Genomic DNA, 18,497 nt, shown 5'->3' with positions numbered 1-18,497 from the left:
TTCAGGCTTGCAGCGCCTGCACCAGCGCCACGTACTCGGCGACCGGCACCTCTTCCGCGCGGCGCTGCACGTCAAAGGTCCCGCCAAAGCCCCGCGCGGCCAGCCACTGGCCCAGCGTGTGGCGCAGCAGCTTGCGGCGCTGGCTGAAAGCCACCTGAACCAGCTCGCTGAGCAGCCTGGCATCCAGCGCCGGCGGCACCGCATGCGGCACCATGCGCACCACAGCGCTGTCCACGCGCGGCGGCGGGTCAAAGCTCTGCGGCGGCACGAACAGCACATTTTCCATGGCGTAGCGCCACTGCAGCATCACGCTGAGCCGGCCGTAATCGCCGGTGGCAGGCGTGGCCACCATGCGGTCTATCACTTCCTTTTGCAGCATGAAGTGCTGGTCTTCAATGACGTCCACGGCGCCCAGCAGGTGAAACAAGATGGGTGTGGAGATGTTGTACGGAAGGTTGCCGACAACCCGGAGTTTTTGCCCCGGCGCGCAGGTGGTGCCCGCCAGCGCATGGATATCCACCTTGAGGATGTCGGACTCGACCACGTTGAGCTGGGGATGCTCGCGCAGCTGCCGGGCCAGGTCGCGATCCAGTTCAATCACGGTGAGCGTCCCGAGGCGCTCGACCAGGGGTTGCGTCAGGGCGGCCAGCCCGGGCCCGATTTCGACCACAGCCTGACCAGGCCGCGGCGCGATCGCCTGGACTATGCCTTCAATGATGCCCTGGTCGGTCAGGAAATGCTGGCCAAAGCGTTTGCGAGGGATGTGTTTCACGATGCAGCGGCCTTACACACTAAACCAGCAGGGGCCGCGGAACCGGCTTTGCCGGGCCGCAGGCGCAGCGGCCCCTCTCATAATGAAAGGGGCAGGGAGAAGCCGCCGGCTACACGCAGTGAGCGACCGTGGGGGCCACATTCACTGCGGCGGTTCACGGTACTCCACATACGCGCGGCCACGGACCTCCTGGGCCCAGAGTGCGTAGGCTTCGCCCTGTTTCTTTTCGCGCAGCACGTTGCGCGCGATTTCGCGCTGGTCACGCAGCGAGAGCTGGGTGTCGCGACGCTCCAGCACCTGGATGATGTGCACGCCGAAACGGGACACCAGCGGATCGGATACCTGGTTGGGCGCCAGGCTGTTCATGACTTTCTCGAACTCGGGCACAAACATGCCGGGGCTGGCCCAGCCCAGGTCGCCGCCCTCCTTGGCCGAGCCGTCATCGCTGTTCTCGCGGGCGAGGGCGGCAAAATCGGCTTGCCCGGCCTGGATGCGCTTCTTGAATTCAGCGAGCTTTTCGGTCGCGGCGGCTTCCGTCACTTTGGGGTTCAGCCGCAGCAGGATGTGGCGGGCATGGGTCTGCGTCACGGTCGCGCCGGGCATGCCGCCCTGGCGCTTTTCAATCACCTTGAGGATGTGAAAGCCCGCGCCGCTTCGCACCGGGCCGGCCAGTCCGCCGGTTTGCAGGTTTTTGGTGGCATCCACAAAAAGCGGGGGATAGCGGTCGGCGGTGCGCAGACCCATCTGGCCGCCGGTCGTGCGTGTGGCGGAAGCGGAGAACTCGGCGGCCAGCGCGGCGAAATCACCGCCGGCGCGGGCACGGTCGACCACCTGTTGGGCCCTGGCTTGCAGCGCCGCGACCTGTTCGGGCGTGGCATTCTCGGGCACCGCCACCAGGATCTCGCCCAGGTTGAGGGCCAGGGCGGAAGCTTCGGCGGTGCCGCCTTCCTGGTCGCGCAGGAACTGGTCGATCTCCTGCTCGGTCACGCTGACGCGCGACTCGAGTTCGCGCTGGCGCAGGCGGCCCACCAAAAGCTCGTCGCGCACTTCGGAGCGGAACTGCGTGTAGTCGATGCCGTCCGCCTTCAGGCGGCTGCGCAGCTCGTCCACGGTGATCTGGTTCTGGGTCGCGACGCTCTGGACCGCGGCCTGGATCGCGCTTTCATCGATCCGCACACCGGAAGCGCGCGCCAGCTGCAGCTGCGCCTTGTCACTGATCATGCGCTCCAGGACCTGCACCACCAGTTCGCTGCGCGGCGGCAGCGCCGTGCCCTGCTGGAGGATTTGCTGCTCGGTGCGGATCAGCTTGAGGCGGACCTCGCTGTTGGTGATGGGCTCGGAATTCACCACCGCGACGATGAAATCGGCCTGGCGCTGACCGGCCGGAGCCCGCGCGGCGGGATCGGACGACAGGCGCAGCGGCGCGGAGGGCCTCAGCCCCTGAGCTTGCGCCTGCGCCGTCAGCAGCATGGCGAGCGCGAACGCCGCCCCGGCGAGGCGCGGCAGGCCCGAGAAAAATTCTGGAACAAAGCGGTGATTAGTCATAAGTGGTAAAGCGGCTTGGAGCCTCGATTTTCTCACGCAGGTACTGGTAGCGCGGGACATTTGACTTGAGGGTTTCCAGGGGGTTGGCGCCTATGCGGGAGAAACCCACGAGCTCCAGCTGGAACATGATCCGGGTGTCCGACGTGCCCGTGCCGGTCTGCGAGCGCTGCAGCACGACGCGGCCTATCCAGCAGCAGCCGTCGTATTCGACGCCGATGATGGAATCGACCAGCCGCTTGTCCAGCACGCTGTAATTGAGCCGGCCGACCGCGTAGTAGCGCCCGCCGCCCTGGCCCTGCCCGGCGCCCAGGTCCTTGCCCCTGTCGCCCCACAGGTCGTTGATGGGCCATTGCCAGCCGATGTCGATCTGCTCGCTGACATTGCGCTGGCGCCGGAACGCGGCGCTGATGACGCGGTAGTTGCTCGGGTTGTAGCGCACGCCGAAAGAGGCGCGTTCGGACTGTTTGGTCTTGGGGTTGTACTGCACCGTGCTGTCGAAAGACCACTGCGGCACCCAGTTGACGGACGCGCCGACCAGGATGTCGCTGATCCGGTCGGTGACGGGCAGCGCGCCGGGCAGCGTCACGCGCTGGTCCTCAAAGCGCAGGCGCTGCGCAATGCCCACGCGCACGGCCTCGGCGCCGGTCGCCGGGTCCAGCAGGCGCGAGGTCACGCCCAGCGTCAGCAGGTTCGCGTCGGAAATGCGGTCATTGCCGACAAAGGCGTTTTCGGTGAACACCGTCGCGAAATTGAAGTCGTTGAGGCCGGAATCGTAGTTCGGCAGCCGGCTCTGGTCGCGAAAGGGCGTTCGCACATAAAAAGCCCGCGGCTCCAGCGTCTGGGTAAAGTTGCGGCCCAGGAAGCTCGCCTCGCGCTCAAACTGCAGGCCGCTGTCCAGGCTGAAGGTCGGAACGACACGCGAGGCCGAGCGCGCGCCGTCGACCAGCGGCGCGTCGAACTGGTAGCTGGTGGCATGCAGCTGCACCTTGGGCGTGATAAAGCCGGACGAGGACAGCCAGGGGCGGCTGACCTGCAGCTTGGTGTAGGCTCGGTTGCCGTTGGGCTGGTTCGTCAATACCCGGTCCGCGGAGAACCGCGTGTAGTCGCCCTCGATGGACCAGTCAAAGCCATTGCCCAGGCGGCCCAGGGGGGCATCCACCCGGGAGTAACTGGCCGTGAGCTGCGGCAGGCGGTCATAGGGCGGGACGATGGGCGAGGTCACGTCCTGCAGCGTCTGCCATTTCAGGGTGCGCAAGGTGGAGGAGAAGAAGCCCTGGCTCCAGGACAGGGTGGCGTCCTGCGACAACAGCCGCTGGGTGGTGGACCCCAGCCGTGCCGGGAAATCGCGCCAATAGTCGTTGTCGCTGACACGGTTCAGGTTGAGGTTAAGCCCCAGCTTGCCGATCGATGGAAAGCCGGTATTGATGGTACCGCTGTGCTGGTAACCATAAGACCAGCGGTCCCGGTCGCGCAATTTGTCGCTCGGCAGGTAGTTGGCACGGAGCTGGCCGTAATAGGTGGGTTCCAGGTAGCGGAACTCGCCGGCCAGGTCTATGCCGCGCTTGGTCATGATCGCCGGGGAGAAGGTCGCGTCCCGATTCGGCGCGATGTCAAAGTAATAAGGCTGGCGAAATTCAAAGCCGTCGGTCGAGCCCATGCTGATGCTGGGCGGTAACAGGCCTGACTTGCGCTTGTCGCTCAGCGGAAAGCTGAACTTGGGAAAAGCCAGGATGGGCACGTCCTTGAAACGGACGACGGCCCCCCGGGCCACGCCGACCTCGGTCTCCAGGTCGAACTCAAAGCTGTTGGCGCGCAGCACCCAGGCCGGCTCCCAGCTCGCTTCATCGCCGCGCTCGCAGGTGGTGTAGCTGGCGCGCTGGGCCGTCAGGTGGTGTTCATCGAGGAAGTCGACCCGCTGCGCCCGGCCGTTGCCGCCATTGCTCAGGAAGCGGTAGTCCGGCGTGGTGAAAAACCCCTCGAAACGGTCCAGCTTGAGTTCCAGCTCGGGACCTTCAAAGCGGTTGCCGGCCCTGTTGACGCGGACATTGCCGCGGCTTTTGAGCTGGTCGTCGGGCTGGTAATACTCGATGCGGTCGGCGCGGATGGAGGTGGCGCCGCGGCGCAGCTCCGCATTGCCGTCGATGACCGTCTCCAGGTCGGGGCGGCCCGACACGCGGTCGCCGAAGACAAAGGTCGGGCCCCGGTCCTGCGGATCACTGGAGACTTCCTCGGCCAGCATGGGCGAGGGCTTGAGTTTCAGCCCGCCGCCGGATTCCGCCGTCTGCACTGGTGCCGCCGGCACCGCCTGGGCGTGCGCCGTCCCGGCAACAGTCATCCCCAGCGTGGCGCAAAACACAGCCAGCCTGGAGACAGCAAGAGCTACCGGGGAGAGAATAAAAGGCGAGCGGGATGCGCGGCGCATCGTTTATGTGAGATAAACCCGTTTGTAAAATCAGGCCTGATTATCCATGACCCTCCATCCCCTCCCCACAATGCCGAACCCGAGCCCGGCCGCGCGCCCGGCGAAGGCTTCGCAAGCATGACCGCACAGTCCATCGCCTGGGCCGATCCGGCACGCGCCGCCGCCTTCGAACAATGGCTGGCCGCCACGGCCCGCCAGCACCACCTGCAAGCCGGCACGCTGAGGCCGGCCTCCGCCGACGCGAGCTTTCGCCGTTACTTTCGGGTAGACGCCGCATCGGGCGGGGGCAGCTGCATCATCATGGATGCGCCGCCCGCGCAGGAAGACTGCAAACCCTTTGCCAAGATCGCCGGCCTGATGGCGGACGCCGGCCTGAACGCGCCGCGCGTGCTGGCATGGGACGAGCCCCTGGGCTTTATGCTGCTGAGCGACCTGGGCGCGCGGACCATGATGGAAGTGATCGCCCCGCCCGCCGCGGTCGACGCGATTGCCAGCCCCGCATCCGCGCACTACGAGCTGTACGCCCAAGCGGTGGACGTCCTGGTGCGCTGGCAGCTCGCATCGAAGCCGGGCGTACTGCCCCCCTATGACGATGCGCTGCTGTCGCGCGAACTCTCCCTATTCCCGGACTGGTACGTCGCCAAACACCGCGGCCTCGCGCTGGACACCGGCCTGCGGGACAAACTCGAAGTCCTGTTCACGCAGATCAAGGCCAGCAACCTCAATTCGCTGGACGGCGCGCGGGTGTTTGTGCACCGCGACTTCATGCCCCGCAACCTGATGATTCCGGACGGCGCATCAGCAGCGCCCGCGGATGCGCCGCCACTCGGCGTACTCGACTTCCAGGACGCGGTCTACGGCCCCATCACCTACGACATCGCCAGCCTGATGCGCGATGCTTTCCTGAGCTGGGAAGAGGATTTTGTGCTCGACATCACCGTGCGCTACTGGCAAAAGGCCCGCAAGGCGGGCTTGCCGGTCGGTGACGATTTCGGCGAGTTTTACCGCGCCGTCGAATGGATGGGCCTGCAGCGCCACCTCAAGGTGCTGGGCATTTTCGCCCGCCTCACGCTGCGCGACGGCAAGCCCAAATACCTGGCCGACACCCCGCGCTTCATCAAATACGCGCGCAACACCGCCGCGCGCTACCGGCAGCTGGGCCCGCTGATGGTGCTGCTCGACGAGATCGAAGGCAATGAGACCCGCGTGGGCTACACGTTTTAAGGCCATGCCATGAATGCCCGCTTCTACGCCGACATCGCGCTGGTGCCGGGCACGACGGTCCAGCTGCCGCCGGACACCGCCCGCCACGTGCAGGTCCTGCGGCTGCAGCCCGGGGACGCCCTGTCGCTGTTCAACGGCCAAGGCGACGGCCTGCCCGGCAGCGAAGGGGAATTTGAGGCCACGGTCGCGCGCATGGGCCGCAGCGAGGTCGAGGTCACCATTGGTGCGTACACCCCGACGGCGCGCGAGGCCGGCCGCGCCATCCACCTGGCGGTCGGCACGCCGGCCAACGAGCGCATGGACTGGCTGGTGGAAAAAGCAGCCGAGCTGGGCGCGGCCAGCATCCAGCCCCTGATGAGCGAGCGCAGCGTTCTGCGCCTCAAAGGCGAGCGTGCCGACAAAAAAATCTCGCACTGGCGCGGCGTGGCCGTCGCCGCCTGCGAACAATGCGGCCGCAGCCGCGTCCCGCTGATCCACGAGGTCGCCAGCCTGGCCGACTGGCTCAAGAGCGCCGGGAACGCGGCCGCGGACGGAAGCCGCCTGCTGCTGTCGCTGCGCGAGGGCAGCCGCCCGCTGGCCCAGGCGGTGCCGGGCAGCGGCGCGCTGACGTTTTTGAGCGGCCCCGAGGGCGGCCTGAGCCCCGCCGAGGAAGCCGCCGCCATTGCGTGCGGCTTCAGTCCCGTCACGCTGGGCCCACGTGTGCTGCGGGCCGAAACCGCGCCGCTGGCCTGCCTGTCCCTGCTCACACTGGGTGGAGCCGCATGAACCGCAATCTCTGGCTGCTGGCCGTCTGCCAGGGCCTGTTCCTGACCAACAACGTCACCTTCATCGCCATCAACGGCCTGGTCGGCCTGAACCTGGCGCCGCTGGGCTGGATGGCCACCCTGCCCGTCATGGGTTATGTGGTGGGCGGTGCGCTGTCGACCGCGGTGGTGGCGCGCACACAATCGCGCTTCGGGCGCAAGACCTCTTTCCAGCTGGGCCTGCTGGTGGCCGTGGCCTCGGCCCTGCTGTGCTGCTATGCGGCCTACAGCCGCAACTTCTGGCTGCTGGTGACGGCCACCGTGGTGGCCGGCTATTACAGCGCCAACGCGCAGCTCTACCGCTTCGCCGCGGCCGAGCTGGCCCTGCCGGCCTTTCGCGAAAAAGCCATTTCGCTGGTCATGGCCGGCGGCCTGCTGGGCGCCGTCGCGGGGCCCAACCTCGCCGCGCGCACGCGGGAGCTGACCGCCGTGCCTTTTGCCGGCGCCTACCTGGCGCTGGCCGGCGTGGCGCTGCTGTCCATGGCCTTGCTGGCTTTCATCCAGTTCCCGCCGCCGCCCGAAGCACATGCGGCCCGCGGCGGAAGGCCGCTTGGCGAAATCATGCGCCAGCCGGTCTTTATCGTGGCAGCGGCCGCCGGCGCCCTGGGTTTTGGCGTGATGAATTTGCTGATGGCCGCCACGCCCATCGCCATGCAGGTCTGCGGCCTGCCGTTTTCCAGCGTCGCGCTGGTGCTTGAGTGGCATGTGATCGGTATGTTCGCGCCGGGCTTTTTCACCGGCCACCTGATACGCCGCTTCGGCACCCTGCCCATCATGGCGGTGGGCCTGCTGCTCAACGTGCTGTGCGTGCTGATCGCGCTCTCTGGCGTGGACCTCAAGCAGTTCCTGGGGGCGCTTTTCCTGCTGGGACTGGGCTGGAATTTCCTGTTCACCGGCGCCACCACGCTGGCGCTCACGGCCTACCGCCCCGAAGAAAAAGACAAGGCGCAGGGCGCGCTCAATTTCTGCATTTTTGCCGTGCTGGCGGTTTCGTCGCTGGCCTCGGGCGTGCTGGTCACCACGCAGGGCTGGGCCTTGCTCAACCTCGGTTCGCTGCTGCCGCTGGGCTTGACCGGCGCCTTGCTGGCCTGGCTTGCACTGGGCCGGCGCAGGGAACAGAATGCCTGAGGCCTTCCGCGTTTTTTCTCCTGCTTTCTCCCGTTTTTATTTCACCCTCACTTGAGGAGTTCGTCATGGGTTTACTTGATTCAGTCCTGGGCAGTGTCCTCAACAACAACGGCCAGCAGGGCCAGGCCGGCGCGGGCCTGGGCGGCCTCATCGGCATGCTGGCCAGCAACCCGCAACTGATCCAGGTCGCCACGGACATGCTGGCCAACAACGGCGGCCAGGGCGGCCTGGGTGGTCTGGTCAGCAAATTCGAACAAGCCGGCCTGGGCGACGCCATCCAGTCGTGGATAGGCAGCGGGGCCAACCAGCCCGTCTCCGGCGACCAGGTCACCACCGCGCTGGGTGCCGGCACCGTGTCCGACATCGCCGCGAAGCTGGGGCTGGACCCCGGCGATGCCGCCAGCCAGCTTTCCCACATACTGCCGGGCCTGATCAACCACCTGACGCCCGAAGGCCAGGCGCCCGAGCAGGGCCTGGGCAACGGCGAGGACTTGATGGGCATGCTGGGCGGCCTGCTGAAGCAGGCGCGCTGATCTCGTGAAGGGGCCGGCGCCCGCAAGCGCAGCCTAGAAACGCGCGTCCAGCCAGGCCTTGAGCGTGTCGAACACCGGCACCGAGTCGGTTTCGTTGAAGATCTCGTGGTAGAGGTCCTCAAAGCAGCGCGCGGTCACCGTGCCGGGCTTGACGGCGCGTGAGCTCGCGGCGCTTTCCGCGAAAGCGCGGCTGCCCGCCGGGTCGACCAGCCGGTCCGCGCCCGCATACATCAGCAGTGTGGGCGTGCGCCACTGGGCGGCGGCCGCTATGGTGGCGGGGCCGGCCGTCGCGATGAACTTGCCCAGCCGGGGCGAGATCCGGTTGTGCACCAACTTGTCGGTCAGGTATTTCCTGACCACCTCCGGGTCGTGCGAAAGATAGTGCGGGTCCAGGCCGTTGCCCACGCAAAAGTCGGGGGCCAGCCTGGGCATGAAGGCCAGCAGCAATTTCTGCAGGGGATTGAGGCCCGCATCCAGCGCCGGCGAAGACATCACCAGGCCTTCGACGGGGCGTATGCCCAGCGAAACAAAACGGCCCACCACCAGGCCGCCCAGGCTATGGCCCAGCAGGACCAGCGGGATCTGGTCGGGTTCGGCCGACGCATGGTGCGAGGGAGACTCCTTCAGCAGGCGCATGCAGCGCAGCCGCGTGTCGTCAACCACCTCGGCCAGGTCCTCGAGCAAGGTGCTGTCGGCGGGCAGCACGCCGCGCGCGCCGCCGGACTCGCCATGGCCGCGCTGGTCGTAAGCGCGCACGGCAAAACCCCATTCCATCAGCTGGCGCGCGACATGGTCGTAGCGCAGGGCGTGTTCGCCCAGGCCGTGCACCAGCAGCACGACGGCGCGCGGCGGCGGCGCGTGTGGGCCCATTTCGTCGGCCCAGGCGTCCAGCGGCCACTCGTACAAGGCCAGGTTCTCGCCATCGCGGGCGGTGAAGGGGGCTAGGATGGTCGAATGCATGCGGCGGCGAAAGCCTGGCCTGTGGCAAGCGCGCGCGGCAGGCCGCGATGCGAAAGAAAAGGACGCCGCACCCGAATCAACCGGGGACGCGGGCCATCACGTGCGCGACCGCGGCGGTCAGCTTCTTGGCGTAGGGCACGTTCAGGAATTCGTTGGGGCCGTGGGCATTGCTCTTGGGACCCAGCACGCCGCAAACCATCATCTGCGCCTTGGGAAAACCCTTGCTCAGCATGTTCATCAGCGGAATGGTGCCGCCCTGGCCGATCGTGCCGCAGGGCGCGCCGAAAAAGCTTTGCGACGCGTCATTGAGCGCGTTCTCGAACCAGGGCACGGTGCCCGGTGCGTTCCAGCCCGTGGCCCCGCCGTTGCTTTCGAAGGTGACTTTGGCCTGGTAGGGCGCGTTGTCTTCGAGCAGCGTCTTGAGCTCCTGCACCGCCGCGCCGGCATCGATCAGCGGCGGAAACCGCAGCGAAAGCTTGAAGGCGGTGTAGGGGCGCAGCACATTGCCGGCGTCCTTGAGTGCCGGGAAACCTTCGGCGCCGGTCACGCTCAGCGTGGGGCGCCAGGTACGGTTGAGCAGGGCTTCGACCGGGTCGGTGGTGGTGGGCAAGGCAAAGGTGCTGGAGCCTTCGCAGTCGTAGTGCGCCCACGGAAAACGCTTGTAGATTTCGTCACCGAGGATTTTGGCGGTGGCCTGCGCCTGGGCCAGGCGGTCGGCCGGGATTTCGCAGTGAAAGCTTTGCGGCAGCAGGCGCCCGGTCTTGCTGTCCTCGAGCCGGTCCAGCACCTGGCGCATGATGCGAAAGCTCGAGGGCACCAGGCCGCTGGCGTCGCCGGAGTGCACCCCTTCGGTGAGGATTTCCACCTTGAGCACGCCGGCCGCGTTGCCGCGCAGGCTGGTGGTCAGCCACAGCTGGTCGTAGTTGCCGGCGCCGGAATCCAGGCACACCACCAGCGCGACCTCACCCAGGCGCTCGCGCAGCGCATTGACGTAGGGCAGCAGGTCGTAGGAGCCGCTTTCCTCGCAGGTTTCGATGAGGCCGACGATGCGCGGGTGCGGAACGTTCTGGCTTTTAAGCGCCTGCACCGCGGCAATGCTGGCATAGACGGCGTAGCCGTCATCCGCGGCGCCGCGGCCGTAGAGCTTGCCGTCCTCGTACTTGGCGGTCCAGGGGCTCAGGTCATTGCGCCAGCCGGTGAATTCGGGCTGCTTGTCGAGGTGGCCGTACATCAGCACGGTCTGCGTGGAATCGGCGCGGGTGGCCGGGATCTCAAAGAACAGCACCGGCGTGCGTCCTTCGAGGCGCACGATCTCCAGCTTGAGGCCGTCGACCTTCTGCGCCTCGACCCAGGCCGCCGCATTGCGCATGACGGTGTCAATGAAACCGTGCTGCGCCCAGTCGCTGTCGAAAGTGGGGGACTTGGCGGGGATAGAGATGTAGTCGGTGATCTGTTTGACGATGTCGCCGTCCCACTGGGCCGTGACCTGGGACAGGGCCTGGGCGGCGTTGAGGATGCTGGCGGGGATTTCGCGGTGCAGTGGGGCGTTCATGGGAAAGGCTCCGGGAGAAAAATGTCGGCTTTTTAGGACAGCGTTTTGCTGCGGCAGCTGCTACTGTACGCTTCCGGCACAGACCACGCCACATAGACCCGCAATTGGAGAATTCAACCTGCAGCGCCGGCAGCCGGCGAGGGCAAAGATATCTCCTCTATTTGGACGAGAGACCAGACAAGTACGCCACGGAGCCGCCATGACACCAGCCAGCCGCGCGCAAGCGCCATCTTCCGCCGCGCCTTCCACCGTCGATGCCCGCATACGCGCGGGTGTGGGCGGCTGGACTTTTGAGCCCTGGCGCGGCAGCTTTTTTCCGCCCGGCCTGCCACACAGCCGGGAACTCGAATACGCCAGCCGCCAGCTGAGCGCCATCGAGGTCAACGGCACCTATTACGGCACGCTCAAGCCGGCCAGCTTCAGAAAGTGGCATGAAGAGACGCCGGACCACTTCGTGTTTTCCCTCAAGGCCTCGCGCTACGCGACCAACCGCCGCGTGCTGGCGGAGGCGGGCGAGTCCATCCAGCGTTTCACCGAAAGCGGCATCAGCGAGCTGGGCGGCAAGCTGGGCCCCATCGTCTGGCAGTTCATGCCCGGCAAGGTGTTCGAGGCCGGCGATTTCGAGGCCTTTCTGGCCCTGCTGCCCAAACAGGTGGACGGCCTCGCGTTGCGCCATGTGGTCGACGTGCGCCATGAAAGTTTCATGTCGCCCGACTACCTGGCGCTCGCGCGCCGTTACAGGGTTGCGACGGTATTTACCGACGCTGACAAGTTCCCGTCCTTCGCCGACCTCACGGGCGACTTCGCCTATGCCCGCTTGATGATGAGCGAGGCAGGCCTGGAGACCGGCTATGAGGAAGGCGCGCTGCACGCCTGGGCTGAACGTGCAAGGCAATGGGCCGCGGGCGGCGCACCCGGGGACCTGCCAGCGCTGGAAGAAGCCCCGGCGCAGGGAAAGCCGCGCGACGTGTTTGTGTATTTCATCAACGGCGCCAAGGAAAGGGCGCCTGCCGCGGCCATGGCGTTCTTAAAGCGCCTGGGCTTTACGCCCCCAGCTCAGGGCTAGGAGGCCATGGCCTCGCCCAGCCGGATCTCGCGGCCGGGCACCCACTCGGGATTGAACTGCAGCGGCCCCTTGGGAAACAGCATGACGACGGTGGAGCCCAGCAGGAAGCGGCCCATTTCCTCGCCTTGCTTCAGGCGTATCGCGGAGGTCGGCTCGTCGGGGTAGTCCCATTGCCGCACGTCCTTGCCGCGCGGCGGGTTGACCACGCCGTGCCAGACCGTGGCCATGCTGCCGACAATCGTCGCGCCAACCAGCACCAGCACAAAAGGCCCGCGCGCCGACTCAAAGACGCAGACCACGCGCTCGTTGCGCGCGAACAGGCCCGGCACGCCGCGCGCGGTGACGGGATTGACCGAAAACAGCTCGCCGGGCACATAGATCATGCGCACCAGCCGGCCGTCGCAGGGCATGTGGATGCGATGGTAATCCCTGGGGCTTAGATAGAGCGTGGCGAAATGCCCGTCCTGGTAGCGCGCGGCCAGCGCCGCATCGCCGCCCACCAGCGCGGTGGTGGAATAACGGTGGCCCTTGGCCTGGAAGATCTGGTCTTTCTCAATGGCGCCGAACTGGCTGATCGCGCCGTCCACCGGCGACACCAGCTCGGCCGCCGCGAGGGGCCGCGCGCCGGGCTTGAGCGCGCGCGTGAAAAAGTCGTTAAAGGTCGGGTAGCTGGCGATGTCCGGGTTCAGCGCCTCCTCCATATTGACCCGGTACTTGGCGACAAAGCGGCGGATGATTTCCGTCGTGACCCAGCCGCGCTCGCGCGAAGCCACAAAACCGGCAAAGGAAGTCAGCGCCTGCTTGGGAAACAGGTATTGGGGGAGAACGGCGAATCGGTCGGACACTAGGCGGCTTGAAGGGTGAAGGAAGGGCCATTCTATCGACGCCCAAACGCCTTGCCGCCGCGCGGCGCTGCCTTACTGTGCGGGATAACCCGCCTGCGCGAGCACCGCCGCCACGGCCTGCCGGTCTTGCGAGGTCTGGACCACGACTTTTTTGGACGCCAGGTCCATATGGACCTGCGCGGCCGGGTCCAGTGCCTTGACGGCCTTGGTGATGGCGCCGGCGCAATGGCCGCAGCTCATGGCGGGGATCGTGAATTCCATAAAGCCTCCTGAGAGTGGTGAAAAGGGTTGGCGGGAGTCTGAACCTTCCCATGGGGGCAAAGTCCAGCCAGGCCGGCCAAACCCGCCCCGCGTCTGTGGCTATTGTCCCCGGGGCTTGACCCTCCCATGATGGTAAGGTTCAGACTGCCTGACATGAATACCACGACCCTCCTGAAAATCCCGCCTGCCGCGGCCGCGCTGGCCGAATGGCGGTTTCCCGTCCAGGGCATGAGCTGCGCGTCTTGTGTGGCGCGTGTGGAACGCTCGCTGGCCGCCGTTCCCGGCGTGCAGGACGTCAGCGTCAATTTCGCGACCGAGCAGGCCAGCGTCAAGGCGCGCGGCGACGTCGGCATGGACACCTTGAAGGCCGCCGTCGCGAAAGCCGGCTACAGCGTGGCCGAACAAACCTTGAGGCTCAGGCTAGAGGGCATGAGCTGCGCCTCCTGCGTCTCGCGTGTGGAAAAAGCGCTTAAGCAGGTGCCGGGCGTGCTCTTGGCCAGCGTCAACCTCGCGACCGAAACCGCTGAAGTCAGCGTGGCCGGCAGCGCCGCCATGCTGCCCGTGCTGGTGGCGGCAGTGGCCAAGGCCGGCTACCAGGCGCGCGACATCCCGGCGGCCGGGGAAAGCCCCGCCAACAAACCCGCCGCCTGGTGGCCTGTCGCGCTGGCCGCAGTCCTGTCGGCGCCGCTGGCCCTGCCCATGGTGGGCGCGCTGTTCGGCCGGGAGTGGATGCTCGATGCCTGGCTGCAATGGCTGATCGCCACACCGGTGCAGTTCTGGCTGGGCGCGCGTTTTTACCGCGCGGGCTGGAAGGCCTTGCGCGCGGGCACCGGCAATATGGACCTGCTGGTGGCCCTGGGCACCTCGGCCGCCTACGGCCTGAGCGTCTACCAGCTGCTGCGCCACGGCGGCCACGGCATGGCCCATCTGTACTTTGAAGCCTCGGCCGTCGTCATCACGCTGGTATTGCTGGGCAAATGGATGGAGGCGCGCGCCAAGCACCAGACCACCGCCGCCATCCGCGCACTGCAGGCGCTGCGGCCCGACACCGCGCGCCGCCGGCAGGGCGGCAAAGACGAGGATGTGGCCCTGCAGGACATCCAGCTCGGCGACCTGGTGGTGGTGCGCCCCGGCGAGCGCATCGCGGTGGACGGCGAAATCGTCGAAGGCGCCACCCAGGTTGACGAATCCCTGATCACCGGCGAAAGCCTGCCCGTGGCCAAACACGCGGGCGAGCGTGTGACCGGCGGCGCGGTCAATGCCGAAGGCCTGATCGTGGTGCGCACCACGGCCATAGGCGCGGAGTCCACGCTGGCGCGCATCGTGCGCATGGTGGAGTCGGCCCAGGCCAAAAAAGCGCCGATTCAACGCCTAGTGGACCAGGTCAGCGCGGTCTTTGTGCCGGTGGTCATAGGCATTGCGCTGGTCACGCTGCTGGGCTGGGGCCTGGCCACGCAGAACTGGGAGGCCGCCGTCCTGAACGCCGTCGCCGTGCTGGTGATTGCCTGCCCCTGCGCGCTGGGCCTGGCCACGCCCACCGCCATCATGGTCGGCACCGGGGCCGCCGCCCGCCAGGGCATCCTGATCAAGGACGCCGAGGCGCTGGAAGTCGCGCACAGCCTCAAGGTCGTGGCCTTCGACAAAACCGGCACCTTGACCGAGGGCAAGCCCGAACTGGTGGCGCTGCAACCCCAGGGCATCGCGGAGCAGGAACTGCTGGCCTGGGCCGCCGCCATCCAGTCCGGCAGCGAACACCCGCTGGCCAAAGCCGTGATGCGGCGCGCGGCGGAGCAGTCGCTCGAGATCCCTGCGGCAACACAGCTGCGGGCCGTCGCCGGGCGCGGCATGGCCGCCGTGGTCGCCGGCCGCGAACTGCGGCTAGGCAGCCCGCTCTTTATGCAGGAGCTGGGCCTGGACCTGGGCAGCTTCGCGGCCCTGGATGCGCGCGCCAAAGCGCTGGAGGCCCAGGGCCGCACCGTGTCCTGGCTCGCCGACGCCACAGGCACGCTCCGGCTGCTGGGCCTGCTGGCCTTTGGCGACACGCTCAAGACCAGCGCGGGGCCCGCCATTGCCCGGCTGCACGCGCTGGGCATCCAGACCGCCCTGGTGACCGGCGACAACCGCGGCAGCGCCGAAGCGGTGGCGCGGCAACTGGGCATTGACCTCGTGCACAGCCAGGTGCTGCCGGAGAACAAGGCCGCCATCATCGGCCGGCTCAAGGCCGGCGCGCAGGCACAAGGCGGGCGCGTGGCCATGGTGGGCGACGGCATCAACGACGCGCCGGCCCTGGCCGCGGCCGACGTGGGCATTGCCATGTCCACCGGCACCGACGTGGCCATGCATGCGGCCGGCATCACGCTGATGCGCGGCGACCCGGCGCTGGTGGCCGGCGCCGTCGACATTTCACGCCGCACCTACGCCAAGATACGCCAGAACCTGTTCTGGGCTTTTGTTTACAACGTGGTTGGCATACCGCTGGCCGCGCTGGGCCTGCTGAGCCCGGTGATCGCCGGCGCCGCCATGGCGCTGAGCAGCGCCAGCGTGGTGATGAACGCCTTGCTGCTGCGGCGCTGGAAAGGAAACACCCATGACTGAAACCGTTGATGGCACTGGCCCGCTCAACATCGGCCAGGCTGCCGCGCGTTCCGGCGTGTCGGCCAAGATGGTTCGCCACTATGAATCGCTAGGCCTGCTGCCGGCGGTGCACCGCAGCGACGCGGGCTACCGCCAGTACGGCGAAAAAGAGGTGCATACCCTGCGCTTCATACGCCGCGCCCGCGCGCTGGGCTTCAGCATGGCCGAGATCGCCGAGCTGCTCAAGCTGTGGCAGAACAAACGCCGCGCCAGCGCCGACGTCAAACGCATCGCGCTGGCCCATGTGGCCGACCTGGAACGCCGCATTGCCGAGATGGAGGCCATGAAGCAGACCCTGGGCCACCTGGCGCACTGCTGCCAGGGGAACAGCCGGCCGGATTGCCCCATCCTGACCGAGCTGGCGGCCTGAGCAGGGCCCAATGAAATGTCCGATTTCGGCGAGCGCAAGCGAGCCGGCGGATTTATCCTGGGGGTATTGATGGTTCTTTCATCGCCTCACGGACCGCCGCATGCCACCTCTTTCAAGCACACTTTCCCTGTTGCCCGCCGAGACGGATGACTGGGCGGCCACCACCGCCGCGCTGGACCTCCACGGCAACGCCGTGCTCCCGCAATTGTTGAGCGCACGCGAATGCAGGGCCGTGGCCGAGCTGTATGCCGACACGCGCCATTTCCGCAGCCGCGTGCTGATGCAGCGCCACGGCTTCGGCCAGGGCGAATACCAGTACTTCAGCTACCCGCTGCCGGACAGCGTGGCGCGGCTGCGCGCCACGCTGTATCCGCGCCTGGTCGGCGTGGCCAATGCCTGGAACCAGGCCATGGGCATAGATGTCCGCTATCCGGCCGACCACGCCGATTTTCTCGCGCGCTGCCACCAGGCCGGCCAGCAGCGGCCCACGCCGCTGCTCTTGCAATACGGGCCCGGCGACTACAACTGCCTGCACCAGGACCTGTATGGCGAGCATGTGTTCCCCCTCCAGGTCGCGGTGCTGCTGTCGCGGCCGGGCGAAGACTTCACCGGCGGCGAATTTGTGCTGACCGAGCAGCGCCCGCGCATGCAGTCGCGGCCCGAGGTGGTGCCGCTGCAGCAGGGTGATGCCGTGGTGTTTGCCGTGCACCACCGGCCGGTGCAGGGCAACCGCGGCTTTTACCGCGTCAACATGCGGCACGGCGTGAGTACGGTGCGCAGCGGCCACCGGCATACGCTGGGGATTATTTTTCATGACGCTGAGTGATGGCCGCTGGCGCAGCAAAGCGATCCAGGAGATGGTGTGACCCTGCAGCTTTTTGATGAGGCACCGGCGCCGTATGCGGCTCCGGAGACGATCGCCCCGGGCGCGGCTCTATTGCGCGGCTTTGCCCTGGAGGTTGATGAAGCCTTGCTGCAGGCCGTGGACGCAGTCACTGCGGCAGCACCGCTGCGCCACCTGGTCACGCCGGGCGGCTACACCATGTCGGTCGCCATGAGCAACTGCGGTGAACTGGGCTGGGTATCGGACCGCAGCGGCTACCGCTATGACCCCAGGGACCCGCTCTCGGGCAAGCTCTGGCCGCCCATGCCGGATTGTTTTTCCAGGCTCGCTTTAAAGGCCGCGGCGGAGGCGGGCTTTGGCAACTTCCGACCGGACGCCTGCCTGATCAACCGCTATGAACCCGGCGCGCGCCTGTCGCTGCACCAGGACAAGGACGAAGGCCAGCTGGATGCGCCGATTGTGTCGGTGTCGCTGGGCCTGCCGGCGGTGTTCCTGTTCGGCGGCTTGAATCGCAGCGACAAGCCCGCGCGCTACCGCCTGCTGCATGGCGACGTGGCGGTGTGGGGCGGTGCGTCGCGGCTGGCTTACCACGGCGTGGCACCGCTGGCCGAGGGTGAGCATGTGCGCCTGGGCAGGCAGCGCATCAATTTGACGTTTCGCTGCGCGCGCTAAGCAGGTGCTGAATGGGCTTCGAACGCGCTCAGGCGCGTTCGCGAAATTTTTTCAGCCAGCCCAGCCCGTCGCTTGTGGCGCCGGCCTGGGCGCCGCGCAGCGGTTTGTATTCGCAGCCCACCCAGCCGCCGTAGCCCAGTTCATCGAGCAGCGCAAATAGATAGGAGTAATTGATTTCGCCGACGTCGGGCTCGTGGCGGCCCGGCGCGCCGGCGATCTGCAGGTGGCCGACATGGCCGGTGGGCAGGTATTTGCGCAGCTTCATGGCCAGGTCGCCTTCAACGACCTGGCAGTGGTAGAGGTCCATCTGCACCTTGAGGTTGGCCGCGCCCACTTCACGGATGATTTCGTGCGCATGGTCCTGCCGGTTCAAAAAAAAGCGCGGGATATCGCGGGTGTTGATGGGCTCTATCAGCAGGTCCACGCCCACCCTGGCGGCCAGCGCGGCCGCCTCGCGCAGGTTGTTCACATAGGTGGGCTGCGCCGCCTCGCGCTCCATGCCCGCGGGCAGCACGCCGGCCATCACATGGATGCGCGGGCAGCCAAGGGCCTGCGCGTACTCCAGCGCGATGGCGATGCCGGCGCGGAACTCGGCCTCACGGCCGGGCAGGCAGGCCGTGCCTTTTTGCGAGGAGGCCCAGGCTTTCTCGATGCCGGCCGGGTCCACGCCGCCCGGCGGCGCATTGAACAGCACCAGCTGCTGGCCGTTGCGCTGCAGCATGGCCTTGAGTTCGTCCGGCGCCCAAACGTAGGGCGAGAGGATCTCCACGGCCGTGAAGCCATCGCGCGCGGCGGCGCCAAAGCGTTCGGCCATGGGAAGCTCGGTGTACATCCAGCTGAGGTTGGCGGCGAATTGGGGCATGGGC

The 18,497-nt window shown here is 67.1% G+C and carries 17 protein-coding genes; 9 read left to right on the top strand and 8 right to left on the bottom strand.

Translation table 11 applies throughout. The features are described 5' to 3' along the window. Window position 1 precedes the first annotated feature (1 nt). The 3 genes from rsmA to ACEN9P_RS11430 form a co-directional block, all read right to left on the bottom strand. Window positions 2-772, bottom strand: a complete 771-nt coding sequence (rsmA, locus tag ACEN9P_RS11440) for a 16S rRNA (adenine(1518)-N(6)/adenine(1519)-N(6))-dimethyltransferase RsmA (protein ID WP_477662190.1) — start codon at window positions 770-772, stop codon at window positions 2-4. Between the two features lie 141 nt (window positions 773-913). Further along, a complete protein-coding gene (locus ACEN9P_RS11435; protein WP_477662189.1) occupies window positions 914-2,317 on the bottom strand; it encodes a peptidylprolyl isomerase in 1,404 nt (467 codons plus the stop codon). Next, entirely contained in the window at window positions 2,310-4,739 is a 2,430-nt protein-coding gene (locus ACEN9P_RS11430) for an LPS-assembly protein LptD (protein ID WP_477662188.1), read from the bottom strand. The genes ACEN9P_RS11435 and ACEN9P_RS11430 overlap by 8 nt, the downstream gene beginning before the upstream one ends. A gap of 117 nt (window positions 4,740-4,856) precedes the next feature. On the opposite strand from ACEN9P_RS11430, the gene ACEN9P_RS11425 reads away from it, so the two are divergent. The 4 genes from ACEN9P_RS11425 (at window position 4,857) to ACEN9P_RS11410 (ending at window position 8,427) form a co-directional block, all read left to right on the top strand. Continuing rightward, the gene (locus ACEN9P_RS11425; protein WP_495622011.1) at window positions 4,857-5,963 is read left to right on the top strand and encodes an aminoglycoside phosphotransferase family protein; all 1,107 of its coding nucleotides are present in this window, start codon (window positions 4,857-4,859) and stop codon (window positions 5,961-5,963) included. A 9-nt stretch (window positions 5,964-5,972) separates the two neighbouring features. Next, a complete protein-coding gene (locus ACEN9P_RS11420; protein ID WP_495622010.1) occupies window positions 5,973-6,728 on the top strand; it encodes a 16S rRNA (uracil(1498)-N(3))-methyltransferase in 756 nt (251 codons plus the stop codon). After that, window positions 6,725-7,894 carry an MFS transporter gene (locus ACEN9P_RS11415; RefSeq protein WP_477662185.1) on the top strand — a complete coding sequence of 390 codons (1,170 nt, stop codon included), beginning with the start codon at window positions 6,725-6,727 and terminating at the stop codon, window positions 7,892-7,894. Before ACEN9P_RS11420 ends, ACEN9P_RS11415 begins: the two co-directional genes overlap by 4 nt. Before the next feature lie 65 nt (window positions 7,895-7,959). Next, on the top strand, window positions 7,960-8,427 hold the full coding sequence (locus ACEN9P_RS11410; protein ID WP_495622009.1) for a YidB family protein: 468 nt from the start codon (window positions 7,960-7,962) through the stop codon (window positions 8,425-8,427). A gap of 33 nt (window positions 8,428-8,460) precedes the next feature. On the opposite strand, the gene ACEN9P_RS11405 is transcribed toward ACEN9P_RS11410, so the two are convergent. Both ACEN9P_RS11405 and ACEN9P_RS11400 read right to left on the bottom strand, forming a co-directional pair. Next, window positions 8,461-9,387, bottom strand: coding sequence for an alpha/beta hydrolase (locus tag ACEN9P_RS11405; RefSeq protein ID WP_477662183.1), 927 nt, complete (start codon window positions 9,385-9,387; stop codon window positions 8,461-8,463). Window positions 9,388-9,463: 76 nt separating this feature from the next. Continuing rightward, window positions 9,464-10,939 (bottom strand): M20 family metallopeptidase, encoded by a 1,476-nt coding sequence (locus ACEN9P_RS11400; protein ID WP_495622008.1) that lies wholly within the window; start codon window positions 10,937-10,939, stop codon window positions 9,464-9,466. A gap of 199 nt (window positions 10,940-11,138) precedes the next feature. Here ACEN9P_RS11400 and ACEN9P_RS11395 point away from each other — a divergent pair, with 199 nt between their 5' ends. Beyond that, the gene (locus ACEN9P_RS11395) at window positions 11,139-12,005 is read left to right on the top strand and encodes a DUF72 domain-containing protein (RefSeq protein WP_477662181.1); all 867 of its coding nucleotides are present in this window, start codon (window positions 11,139-11,141) and stop codon (window positions 12,003-12,005) included. Here the strand turns inward: ACEN9P_RS11395 and asd are convergent. After that, window positions 12,002-12,850: an archaetidylserine decarboxylase gene (asd, locus tag ACEN9P_RS11390; protein WP_495622007.1), complete on the bottom strand. Its 849-nt coding sequence runs from the start codon at window positions 12,848-12,850 to the stop codon at window positions 12,002-12,004. The two genes, ACEN9P_RS11395 and asd, sit on opposite strands and share 4 nt — an antisense overlap. A 72-nt stretch (window positions 12,851-12,922) precedes the next feature. Then, complete coding sequence (locus ACEN9P_RS11385; RefSeq protein WP_477662179.1) at window positions 12,923-13,111, bottom strand: heavy-metal-associated domain-containing protein; 189 nt, start codon at window positions 13,109-13,111, stop codon at window positions 12,923-12,925. A gap of 153 nt (window positions 13,112-13,264) precedes the next feature. On the opposite strand from ACEN9P_RS11385, the gene ACEN9P_RS11380 reads away from it, so the two are divergent. The 4 genes from ACEN9P_RS11380 (at window position 13,265) to alkB (ending at window position 17,631) form a co-directional block, all read left to right on the top strand. Beyond that, window positions 13,265-15,706, top strand: a complete 2,442-nt coding sequence (locus ACEN9P_RS11380; RefSeq protein ID WP_495622006.1) for a heavy metal translocating P-type ATPase — start codon at window positions 13,265-13,267, stop codon at window positions 15,704-15,706. Further along, complete coding sequence (cueR, locus tag ACEN9P_RS11375; protein WP_495622005.1) at window positions 15,699-16,115, top strand: Cu(I)-responsive transcriptional regulator; 417 nt, start codon at window positions 15,699-15,701, stop codon at window positions 16,113-16,115. Before ACEN9P_RS11380 ends, cueR begins: the two co-directional genes overlap by 8 nt. 100 nt (window positions 16,116-16,215) lie before the next feature. Then, window positions 16,216-16,941 (top strand): 2OG-Fe(II) oxygenase, encoded by a 726-nt coding sequence (locus ACEN9P_RS11370; protein ID WP_495622004.1) that lies wholly within the window; start codon window positions 16,216-16,218, stop codon window positions 16,939-16,941. A gap of 36 nt (window positions 16,942-16,977) precedes the next feature. After that, window positions 16,978-17,631 carry a DNA oxidative demethylase AlkB gene (gene alkB / locus ACEN9P_RS11365; protein ID WP_495622003.1) on the top strand — a complete coding sequence of 218 codons (654 nt, stop codon included), beginning with the start codon at window positions 16,978-16,980 and terminating at the stop codon, window positions 17,629-17,631. A 28-nt stretch (window positions 17,632-17,659) separates the two neighbouring features. Here the strand turns inward: alkB and otnI are convergent, their stop codons facing one another. After that, the gene (gene otnI / locus ACEN9P_RS11360; protein ID WP_477662174.1) at window positions 17,660-18,493 is read right to left on the bottom strand and encodes a 2-oxo-tetronate isomerase; all 834 of its coding nucleotides are present in this window, start codon (window positions 18,491-18,493) and stop codon (window positions 17,660-17,662) included. Between the last annotated feature and the right edge of the window lie 4 nt (window positions 18,494-18,497).

Source organism: Polaromonas sp. Polasp52 (assembly GCF_059491565.1).
The sequence above is the reverse complement of the archived record's forward strand: the minus strand, read 5'-3'. Positions and strand labels throughout refer to the sequence as shown.